The organism is Erwinia sp. MYb416 (genome assembly GCF_037479575.1).
Taxonomy (GTDB): domain Bacteria; phylum Pseudomonadota; class Gammaproteobacteria; order Enterobacterales; family Enterobacteriaceae; genus Erwinia; species Erwinia rhapontici.
The window spans coordinates 201,424-222,290 of sequence record NZ_JBBGYT010000441.1 but is presented as its reverse complement, the minus strand read 5'-3'; the positions used below and the strand labels follow the sequence as shown (position 1 = coordinate 222,290).

The window sequence follows — 20,867 nt, the reverse complement described above, 5'->3', positions numbered from 1 at the left end:
ATAGCGGCAAACATCCAGGGGTCGATCGTCTTTTTCGATCGGCCCTTTTTGTTGTAGATGGCATAAAAACACGCACTTTTCCCTTTCCCTGTCAGATGATTTCCTTATACTCCCCTGCGCAAACACCCCAGAAACATCGATAACGATAGCGATTTTAAAATATGCGTACAGAAAACAGTGACCGTGGGCTGGTTCAGCGCCTGCTCCAGGGCAGCCTGGTAACACAAATTATGATTGGGCTGGTGGCCGGTATTGCCCTGGCCTGGTTCTCAAAAAGCAATGCGCTGGCCGTCGGCCTGCTGGGTGAGCTGTTTGTCAGCGCACTGAAAGCCGTGGCCCCCTTGCTGGTCCTGGTGCTGGTGATCGCCTCAATTGCTAACCATCAGCAGGGACAAAAAACCAATATTCGCCCGATTGTGATGCTCTATCTGCTCAGTACCTTCTGTGCCGCCATTGTGGCGGTGGTCGCCAGCCATCTGCTGCCGCAGACGCTGACATTGCAAGCCGCCAGCACCGAGATTGTGCCGCCGTCCGGGATTCTTGAAGTGCTGCGGGGCCTGCTGATGAGCATGGTCACCAACCCGATTGAAGCACTGATGAAAGCCAACTATATCGGCATCCTGGTGTGGGCTATCGGTCTGGGCTTTGCATTCCGCCACAGCAGCGATACCACCCGTGCATTTCTCAATGATGCCTCCGATGCCGTGACGCGTCTGGTGCGTATTGTGATCCGCTTTGCGCCCATCGGGATTTTCGGCCTGGTGGGATCGATTCTCGCCTCGACCGGCTTTGATGCGCTGTGGGAATATGCCAGCCTGCTGATCCTGCTGCTGGGTTGTATGCTGCTGATGGCGCTGGTGTTTAACCCGCTGCTGGTGTGGTGGCAGATCCGCCGTAATCCGTATCCGCTGGTGTTTACCTGCCTGCGTGAAAGCGGCGTAACCGCCTTCTTTACCCGCAGCTCGGCCGCCAATATTCCGGTGAATATGGCGCTGGCGAAAAAGCTGGGTCTGGATGAAGACACTTACTCGGTGTCCATTCCGATTGGCGCCAATATCAGTATGGCGGGCGCATCGATCACCATTACCGTGCTGACGCTGGCAGCGGTGAATACGCTCGGGATCCATGTCGATGTGGGTACCGCTATTCTGTTAAGCCTGGTCGCGTCGATTTGTGCCTGCGGGGCTTCAGGTGTGGCGGGCGGTTCGCTGCTGCTGATCCCGGTCGCCTGTAACATGTTCGGTATTCCGAATGAAGTGGCGATGCAGGTGGTGGCTGTGGGCTTTATTATCGGGGTCTTGCAGGATTCAGCTGAAACCGCGCTGAACTCATCGGCGGACATTCTGTTTACGGCTGCGGCCTGTATGGCGGAAGATCGCCGGGTTGAGCAGAACGCGTAAATTAACCCAGGGCGAGGCGTGCCTCGCCCCTACGCTGTTCAGGTGTAGGGGTCGGACATGCCCGCCCCATCGCAAGGCGTGCCTCGCCCCTACGCTGTTCAGGTGTAAGGGCTGGCATGCCCGACCCAGCGCAAGGCGTGCTTCGCCCCTGCGCCGTTCAGGTGTAGGGGGCGGGCATACCCGACCCTGCGCAAGGCGTGCCTCGCCCCTGCGCCGTTCAGATGTAGGGGTCGGGCATGCCCGACCCAGCGCAAGGCATATCCGCCCCTACGCCATTCGCCGTACTCCTCTCCCGGGATTACAACGTTACCCCGCTTTTAAAAATCGCCAGTTCCCGGAAATCATTCACTTCGTTACGCGTCTGTCGCCCGTTGGCAATCGCCACGATGGTATCGACAAACTGCGCCAGCAAGGCGGGCATCTCCACGCCGTGGATCAGCTGCCCGGCATCGAAATCAATCCAGTGTGGCTTCTTCGCCGCCAGTTCGCTGTTGGTGGCTAACTTCACCGTGGGGACAAAACCCCCGTAAGGCGTGCCGCGTCCGGTGCTGAACAACACCATATGGCAACCCGCTCCGGCCAGTGCGCTGGTCGCCACCGCATCGTTTCCCGGGGCGCTGAGCAGATTAAGCCCTGGCTGTGTCAGCCGCTGCCCGTAGTTGAGAACATCGACCACCTGGCTTTGCCCGGCCTTCTGCGTGCAGCCCAGCGACTTCTCTTCCAGTGTGGTGATCCCCCCCGCTTTGTTGCCCGGTGACGGATTTTCATAAATCGGCTGGTTGTGGGCAATAAAATAGGCTTTGAAATCGTTCACCATCTTCACGGTTTTGCTGAAGGTGGCTTCATCGCGGCAGCGGCTCATCAGAATACGTTCTGCCCCGAACATCTCCGGCACCTCCGTCAGCACCGTGGTACCACCGTTGGCGATCATCTGGTCGGAGAAACGCCCGAGCAACGGATTGGCGGTAATGCCAGACAAACCGTCCGATCCGCCGCACTCCAGCCCGAACTTCAGCTCGCTAAGGCGCCCTGGCTGACGCTGGTCATAGCGCATCGCCTCGTAAAGTTCATGCAGAAGCGCCAGCCCGGCTTCCACCTCATCATCCTGCTGCTGGCAAATCATAAACTTCACCCGCTGCTCGTCTGTTTCACCCAGCGTCTCACGGAAAACATCGACCTGATTGTTTTCACAACCAAGACCGATCACCAGCACTGCCCCGGCGTTGGGGTGACGCACCATATTTTGCAGCATGGTGCGGGTGTTTACGTGATCCTGCCCAAGCTGCGAACAGCCGAACGGGTGGCTGAACAGGTGCACGCCGTCGATATCAGCCGCCTCTGCCGTCTCTTTCAGAAAACGTTGCAGGATCTGACGGGCAATGCCATTGACGCAGCCCACGGTCGGCAGGATCCACAGTTCATTGCGGATGCCGACTTCACCACTGCGGCGGCGATAAATCTGTACTTCACGGTCAGCAGCCTGCTCAGGGAGCGTGGCAAACTCCGGCTGATACTGGTACTCATCCAGATCGCTGAGATTAGTGCGTGCATTGTTCGAATGAATGATTTCACCGGCACTCACCGGTTGCGTGGCATGGCCGATCGGCAGGCCGTATTTCATCACCAACGCATTCGTTGCCAGCGGGTGCAGAGCAAATTTATGCCCACGCCCCACCGGTTGTTTCAGCACCAGAGCGTGTCCGGCAACGCTGACGCGCTCCCCCTCCTCCAGATCACGCAACGCCACCGCCACGTTATCCAGGCTGTGAATTTTAATGATGCTTTGCATGATTCGCCCCTTCGTTTACCTGCGCCAGTGCCGCACGCATGCCAAGCTGGAGGATCTGTTGCAGCTGTGCCGTGACGCCCGCACTCAGCCCGGCCAGCTGTGTGAGGTCCTGCCCCCAGTGCGCGGCATCACTCAGCACGTCATCCACCAGCTGGCGGAGAGAAATATCATGGCAGTCAACCTGCGGCCACAGCGTGGCAAAACGCGCTAACCAGTGCGCATCGTCCTGCAACGGATAACGCTGGCCGTTGCGTTCACCCCGGTAGTACGCCAGCAGCGCTGCCAGTGCAAAGCTCAGGCGCGGCGATGGTGCCCCGTTCTCTGCATGCTGCCACAGCAGCGCGGGCAGCAGACGGGTGCGGAACTTCGTCATGCCATTGAGGGCAATCGCGCTCAGTTGATGGCGGATAAACGGGTTACGAAAACGATTAAGGACCTCGTCTGCAAACGCATTCAGCGCTGCCTGCGGCTGCGTCAGCGTCGGGATAATTTCCTTACGCAGCGTATCATCAACAAACGCAGCCACCTCTGCATCAACCATCGCGTCACCCACCGACTCCAGCCCGGCCAGAAACGCCACCGGCACCATTGCGGTGTGTGCGCCATTGAGGATCGCCACCTTGCGCTCTTTATAAGGTTTGATGTCATTAACCAGCAGGATATTCAGCGCCAGCTGGTCAAGACACAGCGCTTGCGCCACAGAGGACGGCCCCTGGATCACCAGCTGATAGTAAACCTCCCCCGCCACCAAATACTCGTCACGATAACCGAGCTGCTCTTCCAGCTCGCTGGCATCGTCGGGGTAGCCCGTAACAATGCGGTCCACCAGCGTCGAACAAAAGGTATTGTGCTGCTCCACCCACCTCACAAACGCGGCAGGCAACTGCCAGGCCTGCGCCGTTTGCAGTACAAGGGCGCGCAGGGCGTCACCGTTATTATCGATCAACTCACAGGGCAGCATCAGCCAGCCTTTATCAGGCGCGCCGTCAAAATGCTGCCAGCGGGCCAGTAACAGGCGGGTCAGTTTGGCCGGGAAGCTGGCCGGAGGCGCGGATTCCAGCGTATCTGCCGGATCAAAATAGATCCCCGCTTCCGTGGTGTTGGAGAACACAAACCGCAGCTGCGGGTCCGTCGCCAGCGCCATAAACGCGGCAAAATCCTGCACGGGCTGGATTTCGCGATTGACGGAGCGGATCAGCCGCGGCTCGCTCACCACATCACCCTGCGTATTGAGCCCGCGGATCACCGTGGTATACAGCCCATCCTGGCTGTTAAGGCTGCGTGGACTGCCGCTGCTGAGCGGCCGCACCACCACGACGCCAGCGTCCAGACGGGTGTGTTGGTTCAACTGATCGATTTGCCAGTCGATAAAGGCACGCAGAAAATTACCTTCACCAAACTGAATGATCCGCTCAGGATACTGTGGCCCGGGAAAGTCGTTTCGGTTCAGCTTGCGCATCGTAGATCCTCTTACAGCTCAATCGCGAAGTAGTCGCGGGCATTGTTAAAGCAAATGTTCTGCACCATGTCGCCCAGCAGCGCGATATCGCCCGGCGCTTCGCCTTTTTCCACCCAGCGCCCGATCATCTGGCACAGCAGACGACGGAAGTATTCATGGCGGGTATAGGAGAGGAAACTGCGGCTGTCGGTCAGCATGCCGACAAAGCGGCTTAACAGCCCCATTTGTGCCAGTTGGGTCATCTGGCGCTCCATGCCATCCTTCTGGTCGTTAAACCACCACGCCGAACCGAACTGCATCTTCCCGGGCTGCCCTTCGCCCTGGAAATTTCCGGCCATCGTCGCCAGCACTTCGTTATCGCGCGGGTTCAGGCAGTAGAGGATGGTTTTTGGCAGCGCGTTGTCCCGGTTCTGCGCATCCAGCAAGCGCGACAGCGGTTCAGCCAGCGGACGGTCGTTGATCGAATCAAACCCTACGTCCGGCCCCAGCAGGAGTAACTGACGGCGGTTGTTATTGCGCAGCGCGCCTATGTGATACTGCTGCACCCAGCCACGTTTGGCATATTCCGCGCCCAGCCACACCAGCACCGCGGTTTTAAACTGCGCCACCTCGCTCTCCTGCAGCAGGCTTCCCGTCAGGCGACGTGCCAGGATACCGTCCAGCGTGGCGTCATCCGCTTCGCCGTACAGAACCACGTCCAGCGCATGATCCGAGACCTTGCAGCCGTGGGCCGCAAAGTGATCAAGCCGTACTTTCAGCGCACGCCGCAGGTCATCAAAACGGGTGATATCGACATTCGCCACCGCAGAAAGCGTTTGCAGATAGTCGACGAATCCTTCCGCTTCAATATTGAAGGCTTTATCCGGCCGCCAGCTTGGCAGCACTTTCGTAGTGAAGCTGCCATCCATCGCCAGTGCACGATGATGGCGCAGGTCGTCCACCGGATCGTCCGTGGTGCCAACCATTTTGACGTTCATCTGCTGCATGATGCCACGGGCGCTAAACGCATCCTGCGCCAGCATCTCGTTACACTGGTGCCATATCGTGTCGGCCGTGGCGGGTGACAGCAGCGTATCGGTGATGCCAAACGGACGGCGCAGTTCAAGGTGCGTCCAGTGGTACAGAGGGTTACCGATGGTATCCGGCACCGTCCGCGCCCAGGCATCAAATTTTGCACGATCGCTGGCATCGCCGGTACAAAGCGCTTCCGGCACGCCGTTGGCACGCATCGCCCGCCACTTGTAGTGATCGCCTTTCAGCCAGATGTCATACAGATTGTTAAAACGGTAGTTTTCGGCTATCTGCTGCGGAGGCAGATGGCAGTGATAATCGAAGATGGGCTGGTCGGCAGCGTAATCATGGTAAAGCCTGCGGGCAAACTCACTGTCCAGTAAAAAGTCTTCACTCATAAAGCGTGACATACGGTCTCTCCTGCATCGTCTCAATGCCAACAAAGTTATCATACCAATTGTGATTAGCGCTGGAATAATAGTGAGAACTCGATCACAAAAACACCACTATTTATGGGTGAATTATCCTCTCACTCACGTCATTAAGCGCTATCCATCTGTCTTTAAAGCCCTTTTATTATCCCCCATTGCAAAAATGGTTTTTGTGATGGCTCTCAACTTTTAAATCTGTATGACAAGTTATCGTGGCGGCGGTTGAGATTAAGCAGGCAAGGTTATCGTTTGAAGACAGGGCGGGTGAGTCACTATCAAGCCGTTCCGCCGAGACAAGGTGCCCGTCCGTGACGAGGCATCAATAATAATGACGGGAAGAGGTTTTAAATGCGTAAAATTAAAGGGTTACGCTGGTACATGATCGGTCTGGTGACCGTTGGTACCATACTGGGTTACCTGACGCGTAATGCTATTGCAGTTGCCGCCCCCACGCTGGAAACAGAGCTGCATATCACCACGCAGCAGTATTCCTACATCGTGGCGGCCTATTCGGCCTGTTACACCATTATGCAGCCCGTAGCAGGCTACATTCTGGATGTGCTGGGCACCAAAATCGGCTATGCCATGTTTGCCATTCTCTGGGCGATATTCTGTGCCGCGACCGCGCTGGCGGGAAGCTGGGGCGGGCTGGCGATTGCTCGTGGTGCAGTGGGTGCCGCTGAAGCAGCAATGATCCCGGCAGGACTCAAGGCCAGTAGCGAGTGGTTCCCGGCCAAAGAACGCTCGATAGCCGTAGGGTATTTCAATGTGGGGTCGTCGATCGGGGCCATGCTGGCGCCACCGTTGGTGGTGTGGGCGATTGTCGCACACAGCTGGCAGATGGCTTTTATTATCACCGGCATCCTGAGCATGATCTGGGCGCTGTGCTGGCTGGTGTTCTACAAACATCCTAAGGATCAGAAAAAACTCGATCCTGAAGAACGCGAATACATTCTTTCCGGGCAGGAAGCTCAACACCAGACGAATAACGGCAAGAAAATGTCCGCCTGGCAGATCGTCCGTAACCGCCAGTTCTGGGGTATCGCCCTGCCACGCTTTCTGGCGGAGCCCGCCTGGGGCACGTTTAACGCCTGGATCCCGCTGTTTATGTTTAAGGCTTACGGCTTCAATCTGAAAGAGATTGCGATGTTCGCCTGGATGCCGATGCTGTTTGCCGATCTCGGCTGTATTGTCGGCGGTTATCTGCCTCCGTTCTTCCAGCGTGTGTTTGGCGTTAACCTGATTGTCTCTCGCAAGCTGGTGGTGACCATGGGTGCCGTACTGATGATTGGCCCCGGCACCATCGGCCTGTTTACCAGCCCGTATGCGGCCATCGCTCTGCTGTGCGTGGGCGGGTTTGCCCATCAGGCACTGTCCGGCTCTCTGATCACCCTCTCTTCTGACGTTTTCGGCCGTAATGAAGTGGCGACCGCCAACGGCCTGACCGGGATGGCGGCCTGGACAGCCAGTACTATGTTTGCACTGGTGGTTGGGGCGCTGGCCGATACCATGGGCTTCAGCCCACTGTTTGCCGCACTGGCGGTGTTTGATTTGTTAGGCGCGGTGGCTATCTGGACCCTGCTGAAAAACAAACCGATTTCTGAGCTTGAGCAGGAGAAAAAGGAAAAAATGATGGGGGTAGTGACGCAGCATTAGGGGTAATGCTACCTGTGACAGGACGGGCGGACCGTAAAAGAGGGGCCGCCCGGCCAGGCACCGAATAGCGCACGGACTCGACTTTCTTTTCAGTCGACCCGTTACAGGTAAAAGTGGTATAACAAATTCCATTCTCAGAGTGTGCTCAACGGGAGTCTGGAGCATGGAATTAACAGAATCGCGCCGCCTTTATCAACAACTTGCTGCCGAGCTGAAGCGCCGCCTTGAGCAGGATATTTATCAGGTGGGTGATAAGCTGCCCGCGGAACGCTTTATCGCCGAAGAGATGGGCGTCAGCCGCACCGTGGTGCGTGAAGCCATCATCATGCTGGAGGTGGAAGGTTACGTCGAAGTGCGTAAAGGTTCCGGCATTCACGTTATCTCTCAGCGCCAGCAGAACCGCGTTACCACCAGCAGCCAGTTAGAATTCGCCAATTTTGGTCCGTTTGAACTGTTGCAGGCCCGCCAGTTAATTGAAAGCAATGTTGCCGAGTTCGCCGCCACCCAGGTGACACGCCAGGATATCCTGCAATTAATGGAAATCCAGACGCAGGCGCGCAAAGAAGACCGCTTCCGCGATTCCGAGTGGGACATGAAATTCCACGTACAGATCGCACTGTCGACGCAGAACAGCGCACTGGCGGCGATAGTGGAAAAAATGTGGTTGCACCGACTGCATAACCCTTACTGGCTCAAACTGCATGAACATATCGACGATAAATCGATTGAGAGCTGGTGTGAAGACCATGACACCATTCTTAAAGCCCTGATGCGTAAAGATCCGGCCGCCAGCAAACTGGCCATGTGGCAGCATCTTGAAAACACCAAACAGATGTTGTTCCACGCCACAACCGATGACTTTGAATTCAACGTTGACCGCTATATGTTTGCGGAAAATCCTGTCGTGATGCCAGATACCGTCTCGAACGACGAAAAATAGCACTCTTCATTCAGGCTGAAGGAACTCATTGAGTCAAAATACGGTCAATAGTGTCAGCCTGTGTAAAACTCCTTTCAGACAGCCTGTTCCAACGGTAAAACATCGTTGGACTTGTGTTTCTTCCTGTCCAGGCTAACGTAATTTTGTTACAATTGTTTGCTTATTTTTATCCTTCCTGCGTGGGTAAGAACAAGCTGTGATATTCACCCGCGAAGCTGTTCAGCCGCTCGTTAACTGGCTAAAACGCACCGATAAAACAATCAATTAAGTGTGCAAAAAACCGTGAAACGAGCCAACTATGACGTTCAGGACGACTAATGGATATTTTCAAATCCCTGGTGCACGCCCTCTGGCAGCAAGATTACGCCACCCTGGCGGATCCCACGCTGGTATGGGCCATCTATTTTATCTTGTTTATGATTTTGTTCCTGGAAAACGGCCTGCTTCCCGCCGCCTTTCTGCCCGGCGACAGCCTGCTGATTCTGGTCGGCGTGCTGATTGCTAAAGGGACAATGAATTTCGCGCTGACCGTTTGTGTACTGACCACCGCCGCCAGCCTTGGCTGCTGGGTCAGCTACATCCAGGGACGATGGCTGGGTAATACGGTCACCGTGCAGAAATGGCTGTCGCATTTGCCCGCGCAGTATCACCAGCGCGCCCACCAGATGTTTCACCGCCACGGACTTTCCGCGCTGTTGGTTGGTCGCTTTATTGCCTTTGTCCGCACGCTACTGCCCACTATTGCGGGGCTTTCCGGCCTGAGCAATGCCCGTTTCCAGTTTTTTAACTGGATGAGCGCACTGCTTTGGGTGCTGATTCTGACCGTCATCGGTTACGCACTGGGTAAAACCCCTATTTTCCTCAAATACGAAGATCAGATGATGTTTTGTCTGATGCTACTGCCCCTGGTATTACTGGTATTCGGCCTGTTTGGCTCGCTGTATGTTCTGTGGCGAAAAAAACAGTCGACGAATGAGAAAGGAAACTCATGATGCCTGGATTTATGAAGTTATCCACGCGCACGTTGCGGCTTATTCCTCTGGTCGCACTGGCCACCCTTGCGCTGCTGGCGCTGGCATTTATGCCCGCTTTATTCCGCAGTGAAAGTGCCTTACAAATCCGCGCTTCTCGCCAGGGGATCAGCCTGCCCGATGGGTTTTACGTCTACCAGACGCTGAGCGCTCAGGGCATACATATTAAAAGTATTACGCCGGAGCAAAATTCTCTGGTGATAAAATTTGACTCATTAGAGCAAAGTGATGCGGCCGAAAAAGTGCTGCGCAAGCTGCTGCCTCATGGCTTTGATATTGCGCGCCAGGAAAACCACGGCGCATCAAACTGGATAAACCGCATCAGCCTTAGCCCTCAGTCTGTTGGCTAACAGTGATTTGCCAGCCCTTCCTTAAGGCGGGGCTATCTCTAAGAATATTCTCTCTTTTTGAGCTTTCTCTGTTTTCTGTCTATGCTTCATAAGCAGTAAAAAGCTTCACACCCGTTCCAGGATTACGATATCTCTAACCTGATATCCACGCAAAGGAAGGTCACGATCACCATGAAACATCAGATTATTTTCGGCATCAGTCTGCTTACCCTGGCTACTTTCGCTCAGGCAGACACGCTCTGTCAGCAGAAAGAACGCGCTATTCAGCACGAAATCGATATTGCACAGAAGCACGACAATCAACGTCGGGTGAACGGCCTGGAGCGGGCGTTAACCGAAACACGTGCTAACTGCAGCGATGCAGGACTGAAAGAAGTGCATCAGGAAAAGATTAAAGAGCACGAGAAAAAAGTGACCGAGCGGGAACAAGAACTCAAGCAGTAAAAAGCGGAAGGTAACGACCGCGACAAAATTGCCAAACGCGAAAAGAAACTGGCTGAAGCCCAACAAGAGCTGAAGGAAGTGCAGGCTGCGCCGTATTAAGGCTAAAAGCTGCCAACGTCATTAAAACTAAATTTAAGGAGTTTTCAATGTCTAAAGACACCACATCAGAACATCTGCGCGCCGAGCTGAAAAACCTGGCTGATACCCTGGAAGAAGTGTTAACCACTTCCGGTGAGAAATCGAAAACCGAGCTGGATAAACTGCGCAGCAAAGCGCAAAGCGCGCTGAAAGATACCCGCGCGCGCCTGGGTGACTCCGGTGACCGCATTGCCCAGACCACCCGTGAAGCGGCCGATCGTGCCGACGTCTATGTACGCGACAATCCGTGGACCAGCGTCGGTATTGGCGCCGCCGTTGGCGTGGTACTGGGCGTTCTGCTGACCCGTCGTTAATATGGCAGAGCATCAGCAAAGCCACGGCCCCGGCAAAGGGGTCATTAATATCGGGCAACGCATTGTCACTACCCTGGTCGGGATGGTGGAAACGCGTGTCCGGCTGGCAGTGGTGGAGCTGGAAGCTGAAAAAGCCAACCTGATTCAAATGCTGTTGATGGTTGGCCTGACGATGCTGTTCACTGCCTTCGGACTGATGAGCCTGATGGTGCTGATTATCTGGGCAGTCGATGCTCAGTATCGTTTGATGGCGATTGCGATTACCACCGGTGTATTGTTCGCGCTGGCGCTGATTTTTGGCCTGTGGACACTGGCGAAATCGCGCCGTTCTACGCTACTGAGCGCCACCCGCAAGGAGCTGTCGGAAGACCGCAAGCTGCTGGAGGATGAGTAAATGAGCCGTAAGCTCGATTTACGCAAAGCGGAACTGTTACGCGAAATCCAGCAACAACGGCTGGATCTCAGTGCCGGGCGTAAAGCCTGGCTGGACACAACTGCACGCTACGATCACGGTTTTCTGGCGCTTCTCAGCGCCAAACGCTGGCTGACCGTTGGCAGCGGTGTGATGGCTATCTGGTCCGTGCGTAATCCGCGCTTTATGGGCCGCTGGGCCAGACGCGGATTGGGCGCCTGGAGCACCTGGCGCATGGTGCGTAATTATCTGCCTCGCCGTTAATCTTCTGCATGATAAAGCCGCATTGACTTGCGGCTTAAACAACCCCCAGATTTCTTGAACATCTTCGACAGATTATCTCGCTTACAATGTTTTCCTTACCCGACTATTATCTCCAGCAACGAACGGCACTGAGCGCTTAAGACGCGTCAGGCCTGAGTAAAATACGGTCGGGCCAGCATGCACGACCACAAATTCTTGTTTGGGGTTAATCATGAAAAAATTAGAAGATACCGGTGTTGTTATTGCTCGCATCCTGATGGCCGCGCTGTTCGTTGTCGCAGGCTGGGGTAAACTGACCAACTACGAAGGTACGCAGCAGTTTATGGCGTCAATGGGTATTCCGGCCCTCTTCGTGCCACTGACCGTACTGCTCGAATTCGGCGGCGGTCTGGCAATTATGTTCGGTTTCTTCACCCGTACCACCGCGCTGATTACCGCCATCTTTACCGTGCTGACCGCTATCCTGGCGCACAGTAACTTTGCTGTAGATGGTTCAACCATGTTCTTGAAAAATATCAGCATTGCAGGTGGTTTCCTGCTGCTGGCTATCACCGGCCCGGGTGCTCTGAGCATTGACCGTCTGCTGGGTAAGAAGTGGTAAGTTAGCTATACTGATTTATCGGGGGGTGAGGATCATATCCTCGCCCCTTTTCATTTTAAGGACAGGAGAACAGAACATGGGACAACTGATTGAGGGAGTCTGGCACGATCAGTGGTATGACACTAAAGCCACAGGAGGCCGTTTTAAACGCTCCGAATCGGCTTTTCGCAACTGGGTCACCGCCGACGGTGAAGCCGGTCCGAGTGGCAAAGCGGGTTTTCGTGCTGAGGCGGGCCGCTATCATCTGTATGTTTCTCTTGCCTGTCCCTGGGCACATCGCACGCTCATTATGCGCCAGCTGAAAGGGCTTGAGGAGATGATTACCGTCTCTGTTGTGCATCCCCTGATGCTGGAAAACGGCTGGACCTTTGATGAAGATTTCCCTGCTGCTACCGGCGACAGCCTGTATCAGAACGAATATCTTTATCAACTCTACCTGCATGCCGATCCGCAGTACAGCGGCCGTGTGACCGTTCCGGTGCTGTGGGATAAGCATCAGCACACGATTGTCAGTAACGAATCTGCCGATATTATCCGTATGCTGAACAGTGCGTTTGACGGTGTGGGCGCGCGCGCCGGGGATTATTATCCGCAGGATCTGCATGAAGAGATTAATGCGTTGAACGGCTGGATCTATGACACGGTGAACAACGGCGTCTATAAGTCAGGGTTTGCCACCAGTCAGGCAGCCTATGATGAAGCGGTCACCGCGCTGTTCTCCTCACTTGACCGTCTTGAGTCACTGCTGGGCAAGCATCGCTACCTGAGCGGTGAACGACTCACCGAAGCTGATATCCGCCTGTGGACCACGCTGGTGCGTTTTGACCCGGTGTATGTCACTCACTTCAAGTGCGATCGCCATCGTATTAGTGACTACCTGAACCTGAACGGTTTTCTGCGCGACCTCTGGCAGACACCCGGTCTGGCGGAGACAGTTAACCTCGAGCATATTCGCCATCATTACTACTGCAGCCACAAGACCATCAATCCCAGCGGCGTGATCTCGCTGGGTCCTGCATTCGACTGGGATCAGCCTCATGGCCGTGACCGACATTTCGGCTGATCTTTAGCATCCAGGGCGGATTTTCACTCGCCCTGGAAGTTCCGCACCCTTTATTGATCTGGCACAAATTCCCGCGTTGAGGGCTTACGTATCTTTACTGACGTAAACACCTAAAACGAAATCAATATGGGGATGGAGCTATGATCAAACCTATCGCAATCTGCCTGGCCGTGGTAATGCTCTGTTATGTGGCTTTTGTGGGCCATTATTATTATCAGACCTTTTCAACCTTCAACAGCATTGAGCATTCACAGGAAACAAATACCGCTCAATAGTCTGCCGTTGATACTGCGGGTGGCTACCCCTGGCGTTTCGCCAGAAGTTTCGGGATCTCCCGCAGGCACCAGGACTTTGCTTCGCCCATGCTGTCGCGCCGCCAGGCCATAATAATATCCACTTCACGAGTATATTCCGGGCTGACCACGCGTAGCCTTCCTTCCGCGATGTCTTTTTCCACCATAGGATACGGCATGGTGCCGACACCTAAGCCCGCCAACAACGCACGGTGCTTATCTTCAATGGTGCTGACCGTCAGACGCTGCTGTTTGTCGAGCAGGGTCACCGTCAATACCGGGCGCTCACGCGCGGTATCCGCCACCGCAATGCCGCGATATTTTACGCGCGTGGTTTCCGAAAGCGGTTCGGGTTCCAGATGGATCGGGTGTTCCGGGCTGGCCACATAGACGCTCATCAGCGTGTAGAGTTTGCGAGTGTTGATCTCTGACGAGGCGCGGAAATGCATATCCGGGGCAATCACAATATCGGCTCGCCCCTGCTCCAGACGCTCCCATGCCCCGGCCAGGACTTCGGTCATCAGCGACACCTGGGTGTTGGCTTTATCGGCCAGCTTCCCGACCAGTGGAAACAACAGTTCAGTGGAGACCAGCGCTTCGGTGGCAATCGTCAGGTGGGTTTCCCAACCGCGTGCCAGCGCTTCCGCATCCGTGGTCAGCTTGTCGGCCGCTTCCAGCAGCACACGACCGCGCTCCAGCAGCATACGTCCGACATTGGTAAATTTGGTGCGATGGCCTGAGCGGTCAAACAGCACGACATCCAGTTCTTCTTCCAGCTTCTGCATGGTATAGCTCAGAGCGGAAGGCACACGGCCCAGCTCATCCGCAGCGGCAGCAAAGCTACCACGACGATCGATAGCATCCATTACCCGCAGCGCTTCCAGCGTCAGAGCGCGATCTTTGGCCATAGTGATTCTCTGTCAGGAAATTTGAATATTGCCAGCAGATTAACTGGCTAACAATCCGGCGTCCAGAAACTTACCATAACAGGATAATAAACGGTCGGGATCTCTCTGGCCGATAAGGAGAACGCTATGATAACCAGTCGAACCGCTCAACAGTGTGGCAAAGCCGATTACGGCTGGCTGCAGGCGCGCTATACCTTCTCCTTTGGTCACTATTTTGATCCCAAACTGCTTGGCTACGCATCGTTACGCGTACTCAATCAGGAAGTGCTGGCACCAGGGGCTTCCTTCCAACCCAGAACGTATCCGAAGGTCGATGTGCTGAACCTGATTTTGCAGGGTGCAGCAGAATATCGCGACAGCGAGGGAAATCACGTGCAGGCACAGGCCGGGGAAGCTTTGTTGCTGGCCACGCAGCCGGGAGTGAGCTATTCAGAACATAATATCAGTAAAGAACATAGCCTGACGCGTATGCAGCTGTGGCTGGATGCCTGCCCGCAGCGGGAAAATGCATCAGTGCAACGGATGCCGGTGTCTGAACATCAGCGTTATACGCTGCTGGCCTCACCGGACGGCAGCGCAGGCAGCCTGCAACTGCGCCAGCAGGTGTGGATCCATCAGGTGGTGCTGGAACCGGGCGAGAGCTACAGCCTGCCGCTGAACGGCACGCGCGCCTATCTGCAATCGATTCACGGATCGCTGAAGGCCATGGCGCATTCGCAGCAGCAGGAGGCTCTGACCTGTGGTGACGGTGCGTTCCTGCACGAAGAACAGAGCGTGACGCTGACGGCAAAAACGCCATTGCGGGCGCTGGTTATCGATCTCCCGGTATAATCTCGCCCCGATTGCTGCACTCTGCCGGTTCAGCGCCCTCCTGGTGCTCTGACAGTGTGTCAGCAGTCAAAGTACCAGTAGCCCTGATTCACCAGCGCGGTGAGCTCAGCCACAAAAACCGGATTGTGCAGCGCGTCACCCAGCTCGTTTTTACCGAGCACGGTGTAGCGGCACAGCACATCAGCGGCTTGTGTATCGACCGTCTCCAGCCGTTCGCTGTTAATAAAGAAATGCTCACCCACTTGCAGCACCCTTAACCCACTCAGGCGGGTCAGCATGTCACCACTTAGCAGAGCCTCAGCAATTTCATCCGGTTCATAAGCGGGCTCGGCGGGCGCGATATCCAGCTCGTGACGCGGCGTGGTGGCGAAACGGCCAAACCACTGCTTAAAGTCTGCGGGCTGATTGATCACCTCGATCATCATCGCGCGCAAACGATCCAGCTCATACTCTTCGACCCGCCCAGGATGTTCGCGGCAGGTTAAATCAGCATCGCTGTAATGCTCACCACCGAGATCGTTTTCCAGCGCATAGTCCGCAAAGCTACTGATGAGATCGCGGCCATTAGGCCCGCGGAAACCGACAGAATAGTTCAGTGCGGTTTCGAAGGTGAAACCGTCATGTGGGAAGCCCGGTGGGATATACAGAATGTCACCTGGTGCCAGCTCGTGATCGATGATGGGTGTGAAAGGCTCCACATGTAACAGCGCAGGGTGTGGGCAGAACTGCTTCAGCGGCAGTTTATCCCCAACACGCCAGCGACGGCGGCCCATTCCCTGGATGATAAAGACATCGTATTGATCGATATGTGGCCCGACACCGCCCCCCGGTACGGAATAAGAGATCATCAGATCGTCTAAACGCCAGTCCGGCAATACGCGGAACGGACGCACCAGCTCGGCTGCGGGCGCGTGCCAGTGGTTTACCGCCTGCGCCAGCAGCGACCAGCCGCTTTCACCCAGGCCATCAAAGTGTTCAAAAGGCCCATTGCTGGCCTGCCACTGACCATCGGTATAACTGACAAGGCGGCTGTCGACTTCCGGCTCCATCGCCAGGCCGGCCAGTTCATCTGGCGTAATCGGATCGACAAAGTGTGGGAACGCATTTTTTAAAACAACAGGCTGTTTTTGCCAGTATTTCTCTAAAAATTCGGGCCAGTTTAGATTGAGCTGATAAGCCATAGGTCGCACCAGTGAGAGACAAAACGGCACTGATTATAAAGAGGCAGGCAGCGAGGCTGCCTTGTCATGCGTCAAGGGCGGGCAGAGTAATGGGCACCGGGCAAGACATCGTAGGGGGGCGTAAAAGCAAAAACCCCGCCGAAGCGGGGTTTTTCCTGAATGAGTTCGAAGCTGACCGGTAAGCCGCCTTCCTTTCATAGAGAGTGTCGTGGACAGTCATTCATCTCGCCGTTGAGCGCTCTAAAAGCAAAAACCCCGCCGAAGCGGGGTTTTTCCTGAATGAGTTCGAAGCTGACCGGTAAGCCGCCTTCCTTTCATAGAGAGTGTCGTGGACAGTCATTCATCTCGCCGTTGAGCGCTCTAAAAGCAAAAACCCCGCCGAAGCGGGGTTTTTCCTGAATGAGTTCGAAGCTGACCGGTAAGCCGCCTTCCTTTCATAGAGAGTGTCGTGGACAGTCATTCATCTCGCCGTTGAGCGCTCTAAAAGCAAAAACCCCGCCGAAGCGGGGTTTTTCCTGAATGAGTTCGAAGCTGACCGGTAAGCCGCCTTCCTTTCATAGAGAGTGTCGTGGACAGTCATTCATCTCGCCGTTGAGCGCTCTAAAAGCAAAAACCCCGCCGAAGCGGGGTTTTTCCTGAATGAGTTCGAAGCTGACCGGTAAGCCGGGTTCTGTCGTGGACAGTCATTCATCTAGGCCAGCAATCGCTCACTGGCTCAAGCAGCCTACCCGGGTTCAGTACGGGCCGTACCTGGTGAACCCCTATTTGGCCTTGCTCCGGGTGGAGTTTACCGTGCCACGAACTGTTGCCAGCCGCGCGGTGCGCTCTTACCGCACCCTTTCACCCTTACCTGATCCCACTTACGTGGGCCATCGGCGGTTTGCTCTCTGTTGCACTGGTCGTGGGCTTGCGCCCCCCAGGCGTTACCTGGCACCCTGCCCTATGGAGCCCGGACTTTCCTCCCCTCTGTCTGTCTCCCCCGAAGGAGGACGGCAACAAAGCGGCGACTGTCTGGTCAGCTTCGGCGCGCAGTGTATAGGGTTTTCTACGGCTTGTCACTCACCCTGCTGCTCCAGCGCATGCTTATAAAGTGCATTTTTCTTCACACCGTGGATTTCGGCGGTAAGTGCAGCGGCTTTCTTCAGCGGTAATTCGGCCTGGAGCAGCGCCAGGGTACGCAGAGCTTCCACTGGCAATGCCTCTTCAACCGCATGATAACCTTCAACAATCAGCACCATCTCCCCTTTACGGCGGTTTTCGTCTTCCAGCACCCACGCCAGCAGTTCACCCACTGGCGCGCCAAAGATCGACTCCCAGGTTTTGGTAATTTCACGGGCCAGCACGACATAGCGATCCGGGCCCAGCACGGTGACCATATCTTGCAGGCTGTCCAACAGGCGATGCGTGGACTCGTAGAAAATAATGGTCCGCGGTTCCTGCTCGAGCGCACGTAACGTGTCGCAGCGCCCTTTACTTTTCGCGGGCAGAAACCCTTCGTAGCAGAAACGATCGGACGGTAATCCGGCAGCGCTTAATGCGGCGATCGCCGCGCAGGCACCGGGTAATGGCACCACACGGATGCCCGACTCGCGGCACAAGCGCACCAGGTGATAGCCGGGATCATTAATTAACGGCGTGCCAGCATCGGAAACTAACGCTATGCTTTGACCTTCGCGCAGCTTCTCCAGCAACACCTCGGCTTTCTGCTGTTCATTATGATCATGCAGTGCGAAGAGCCGCGCATTGATGGCGAAATGTTGTAGCAACAGCCCGGTATGACGTGTATCTTCCGCAGCGATCAGATCGACGCTCGCAAGCACCTTCAGTGCCCGCTGGGTGATATCGCCCAGGTTACCGATGGGGGTTGGAACGATATAGAGCGTGCTGGCAGAAATATCTGCCCGATCGTGTTGTTTCATTGTTTGATCCGAATTGCCGATTTAATATTGAGCATCTTGAAAAAAACATCACTGGATACAGTATGCTTCCTTCGAAAGTAGTTCACTGCAAAGCAGTACGCACCATGCCGCTGCTGCTGGCCGCCCTGATTTTTGCCGGTTGTACCGGCCAGGCTCCGCAAACGCCTCAGGCGAATGTACAGGGGGCCGCCACGGGCACCTCTGACTATTATCTGCAGCAGGTGCAGCAAAGCTCAGATGATAACAAGGTTGACTGGCAATTACTTGCAATCAGAGCGTTGTTGAACGAAGGGAAGGTTCCTCAGGCCAACGATCAGCTGACGCAAATCCCTCAGGATCTTAACGCGACCCGGCGTCAGGAGCTGTTGCTGCTTCAGGCACAGCTGAGTGTGGCACAGCAAAACCTGCCTGATGCGACTGAGAAACTGAAGCAGATTGATACCAGCGCCCTGTCGCAGGATCAGCAGGTGCGTTACTTCCAGTTGCAGATTGCCGCCAGCCAGGGTCGCCCTTCGCTGGATGTGCTGCGCGCCTGGATTGCTCAGGAACCGCTACTGACAAATCCGGCCGACAAACAGAAGAATATCGATGCCACCTGGCAAACACTGACGCAAATGACGCCAGATCAGATGAACAATCTGGCCATCAACGCCAATGAAAATGTGTTGCAAGGCTGGTTAGATCTGCTCGGCGTGTACCGTGCGAACGCCAGCGACCCGGATATGCTGAAAGCAGGTATCAGTGACTGGCAAACGCGTTATCCTTATAATCCTGCGGCCAAAATGCTGCCAACGGCGCTGATGCAGGTACAGAACTTCCAGCCAGCGTCCACCGGTAAAATCGCCCTGCTTCTGCCGCTAAGTGGCCAGGCACAAGTGTTTGCTAACGCCATTCAGAAAGGGTTTAACGACGCGAAAAATGGCGTGCTGGCTCAGGGCAGTGCCCCGGCAGCTGCCACGCCGGTGCAGGCTCCTGAAGCAGTACAGGCCACACCGGATACGGTGGTCAGCCCGTCTGCCGACGCAACCGCGGCCCAGCCTGCTGACGTTCAACCGCAATCGGCCCCGGCCAACAGCGTAGAAACAGCCGCACCGTCAAGCAGCACTCAGATTCAGGTGTATGACACCAGCACCCAGCCCATCGAACAGATCCTCACCCAGGCGAAGAATGATGGCGCAACGCTGGTAGTGGGTCCGCTGCTGAAAAATCACGTTGAACAGCTGGCTAACAGCCAGACATCACTGAACGTTTTGGCCCTGAATGAGCCAGAGTCCGTCCAGAACCGTCCGAATCTTTGCTATTTTGCGCTTTCTCCTGAAGACGAAGCCCGTGATGCCGCGCATCATATGTGGGACCAGGGCAAACGTACCCCGCTGCTGCTGGTACCACGCAGCTCGTTAGGGGACCGCGTGAACAAATCCTTTGCTGCCGAGTGGCAGAAACTGGGCGGTGGCACGGTATTGCAGCAGCAGTTTGGTTCAAAAACAGAACTGAAACAGGGTATTAACAGTGGCGCAGGTATCCGCTTGAGCGGCACGCCGATCACCGTACAGCCTGCGGCAGCAACGGGTGTAACCATTGGTGGCCTGAACATCCCGGCACCGATGACCGATGCCCAGGTCAGCAGCAGCAACGGCAGTGTGGATTCAGTGTATATTGTCGCCACTCAGGATGAGCTGACGCTGATTAAGCCGATGATCTCCATGCGTGTGAGCAGCCGTGATAATGTGGGTCTGTATGCCAGTTCGCGCAGCTATCAGGCAGGTGCAGGCCCGGACTATCGTCTGGAGCTGGACGGCTTACAGTTTAGCGATATCCCGCTTCTGTCTGGTGCGAATCCAGCACTGATGCAGCAGGCGGCGAAGTCGTTTAACAATGATTATTCACTGGTTCGTCTGTATGCGATGGGCATTGATGCCTGGACGTTGGCGAATCATTTCAACGAGATGCGCTCACTGCCAGGTTTCCAGATCAAAGGTGATACTGGCAATCTGAGTGCAAATCAGGACTGCGTCATTAACAGGAAGTTAGTGTGGAGCCAGTATCGTCAGGGTCAAATCGTCCCGGCCAACTGAGTCGACAACAGCAGGGGGCGGCCAGTGAACGTCAGGCCCGCCACCTGCTGCAAACATCAGGTTTGCGTTTTGTCGCTGCGAATGTGCGTTACCGTGCAGGCGAAATCGACCTGATTATGCGCGATAAGCAGGTGTGGGTTTTTGTTGAAGTGCGCTATCGTCGCAACGACCGTTTTGGCGGCGCAGCAGCCAGTATTACGCGCAGTAAACAGCAAAAGCTGTTGCGCGCCGCCGCGCTGTGGCTCAACAGTCGTGGACAGAGCTTCGACACGACGGACTGTCGTTTTGATGTGGTCGCGATCACCGGCGAACAGGTAGAATGGTTACCTGATGCATTTACAGCAGAATAAGAGCCTG

Annotated in this window: 19 protein-coding genes, 1 other RNA gene and 1 pseudogene; 14 read left to right on the top strand and 7 right to left on the bottom strand. The window is 55.5% G+C overall.

The features are described from left to right. The first annotated feature begins 161 nt into the window (after positions 1-161). Positions 162-1,400, top strand: a complete 1,239-nt coding sequence (gene sstT, locus WH277_RS24470) for a serine/threonine transporter SstT (RefSeq protein WP_133842492.1) — start codon at positions 162-164, stop codon at positions 1,398-1,400. A 298-nt stretch (positions 1,401-1,698) separates the two neighbouring features. On the opposite strand, the gene WH277_RS24465 is transcribed toward sstT, so the two are convergent. The 3 genes from WH277_RS24465 to uxaC are packed head-to-tail and all read right to left on the bottom strand — an operon-like array spanning position 1,699 to position 6,069. Next, positions 1,699-3,189 (bottom strand): UxaA family hydrolase, encoded by a 1,491-nt coding sequence (locus WH277_RS24465; protein ID WP_133842493.1) that lies wholly within the window; start codon positions 3,187-3,189, stop codon positions 1,699-1,701. Beyond that, entirely contained in the window at positions 3,173-4,648 is a 1,476-nt protein-coding gene (locus WH277_RS24460; protein WP_339507273.1) for a tagaturonate reductase, read from the bottom strand. The genes WH277_RS24465 and WH277_RS24460 overlap by 17 nt, the downstream gene beginning before the upstream one ends. An 11-nt stretch (positions 4,649-4,659) precedes the next feature. Further along, positions 4,660-6,069, bottom strand: coding sequence for a glucuronate isomerase (uxaC, locus tag WH277_RS24455; RefSeq protein WP_339507271.1), 1,410 nt, complete (start codon positions 6,067-6,069; stop codon positions 4,660-4,662). A gap of 369 nt (positions 6,070-6,438) precedes the next feature. Between uxaC and WH277_RS24450 the strand changes: the two genes are divergently transcribed. The 10 genes and pseudogenes from WH277_RS24450 (at position 6,439) to WH277_RS24405 (ending at position 13,303) form a co-directional block, all read left to right on the top strand. Further along, a complete protein-coding gene (locus WH277_RS24450) occupies positions 6,439-7,746 on the top strand; it encodes an MFS transporter (RefSeq protein WP_133842496.1) in 1,308 nt (435 codons plus the stop codon). Between the two features lie 163 nt (positions 7,747-7,909). Then, positions 7,910-8,686, top strand: coding sequence for a transcriptional regulator ExuR (gene exuR, locus WH277_RS24445; protein ID WP_133842497.1), 777 nt, complete (start codon positions 7,910-7,912; stop codon positions 8,684-8,686). A 317-nt stretch (positions 8,687-9,003) separates the two neighbouring features. Next, positions 9,004-9,678 (top strand): DedA family protein, encoded by a 675-nt coding sequence (locus tag WH277_RS24440; protein WP_133842498.1) that lies wholly within the window; start codon positions 9,004-9,006, stop codon positions 9,676-9,678. Continuing rightward, positions 9,678-10,067: an EnvZ/OmpR regulon moderator MzrA gene (mzrA, locus tag WH277_RS24435; protein WP_133842740.1), complete on the top strand. Its 390-nt coding sequence runs from the start codon at positions 9,678-9,680 to the stop codon at positions 10,065-10,067. Before WH277_RS24440 ends, mzrA begins: the two co-directional genes overlap by 1 nt. Before the next feature lie 171 nt (positions 10,068-10,238). Then, a pseudogene (locus tag WH277_RS24430) lies at positions 10,239-10,610 on the top strand (DUF1090 domain-containing protein). 47 nt (positions 10,611-10,657) lie between these two features. After that, the gene (locus WH277_RS24425; protein WP_133842500.1) at positions 10,658-10,963 is read left to right on the top strand and encodes a DUF883 family protein; all 306 of its coding nucleotides are present in this window, start codon (positions 10,658-10,660) and stop codon (positions 10,961-10,963) included. A gap of 1 nt (position 10,964) precedes the next feature. Beyond that, complete coding sequence (locus tag WH277_RS24420; RefSeq protein WP_133842501.1) at positions 10,965-11,357, top strand: phage holin family protein; 393 nt, start codon at positions 10,965-10,967, stop codon at positions 11,355-11,357. Further along, positions 11,358-11,639, top strand: a complete 282-nt coding sequence (locus WH277_RS24415) for a YqjK-like family protein (protein WP_133842502.1) — start codon at positions 11,358-11,360, stop codon at positions 11,637-11,639. It abuts the gene before it with no gap. Between the two features lie 211 nt (positions 11,640-11,850). Continuing rightward, positions 11,851-12,240: a DoxX family protein gene (locus WH277_RS24410; RefSeq protein WP_133842503.1), complete on the top strand. Its 390-nt coding sequence runs from the start codon at positions 11,851-11,853 to the stop codon at positions 12,238-12,240. A 76-nt stretch (positions 12,241-12,316) separates the two neighbouring features. Further along, on the top strand, positions 12,317-13,303 hold the full coding sequence (locus WH277_RS24405) for a glutathione S-transferase family protein (protein ID WP_133842504.1): 987 nt from the start codon (positions 12,317-12,319) through the stop codon (positions 13,301-13,303). Positions 13,304-13,601: 298 nt separating this feature from the next. Here WH277_RS24405 and WH277_RS24400 read toward each other — a convergent pair whose 3' ends face one another. Beyond that, positions 13,602-14,504 (bottom strand): LysR family transcriptional regulator, encoded by a 903-nt coding sequence (locus WH277_RS24400; RefSeq protein ID WP_133842505.1) that lies wholly within the window; start codon positions 14,502-14,504, stop codon positions 13,602-13,604. Positions 14,505-14,630: 126 nt separating this feature from the next. On the opposite strand from WH277_RS24400, the gene WH277_RS24395 reads away from it, so the two are divergent. Continuing rightward, positions 14,631-15,335 carry a pirin family protein gene (locus WH277_RS24395; protein ID WP_159336814.1) on the top strand — a complete coding sequence of 235 codons (705 nt, stop codon included), beginning with the start codon at positions 14,631-14,633 and terminating at the stop codon, positions 15,333-15,335. Between the two features lie 59 nt (positions 15,336-15,394). On the opposite strand, the gene WH277_RS24390 is transcribed toward WH277_RS24395, so the two are convergent. The 3 genes from WH277_RS24390 to rsmI all read right to left on the bottom strand — a co-directional run bounded on the left by WH277_RS24390 (position 15,395) and on the right by rsmI (position 18,435). Further along, entirely contained in the window at positions 15,395-16,516 is a 1,122-nt protein-coding gene (locus tag WH277_RS24390; RefSeq protein WP_133842507.1) for a ribosomal protein uL16 3-hydroxylase, read from the bottom strand. Between the two features lie 643 nt (positions 16,517-17,159). Continuing rightward, positions 17,160-17,539: RNase P RNA component class A (rnpB, locus tag WH277_RS24385), an RNA gene on the bottom strand. Between the two features lie 32 nt (positions 17,540-17,571). Next, on the bottom strand, positions 17,572-18,435 hold the full coding sequence (rsmI, locus tag WH277_RS24380; protein WP_133842508.1) for a 16S rRNA (cytidine(1402)-2'-O)-methyltransferase: 864 nt from the start codon (positions 18,433-18,435) through the stop codon (positions 17,572-17,574). A gap of 62 nt (positions 18,436-18,497) precedes the next feature. Between rsmI and WH277_RS24375 the strand changes: the two genes are divergently transcribed. Together WH277_RS24375 and WH277_RS24370 are read left to right on the top strand one after the other, a co-directional pair. Next, positions 18,498-20,510 (top strand): penicillin-binding protein activator, encoded by a 2,013-nt coding sequence (locus WH277_RS24375; RefSeq protein ID WP_159336813.1) that lies wholly within the window; start codon positions 18,498-18,500, stop codon positions 20,508-20,510. After that, the gene (locus WH277_RS24370; protein WP_133842510.1) at positions 20,468-20,860 is read left to right on the top strand and encodes a YraN family protein; all 393 of its coding nucleotides are present in this window, start codon (positions 20,468-20,470) and stop codon (positions 20,858-20,860) included. Before WH277_RS24375 ends, WH277_RS24370 begins: the two co-directional genes overlap by 43 nt. Positions 20,861-20,867: the final 7 nt, after the last annotated feature.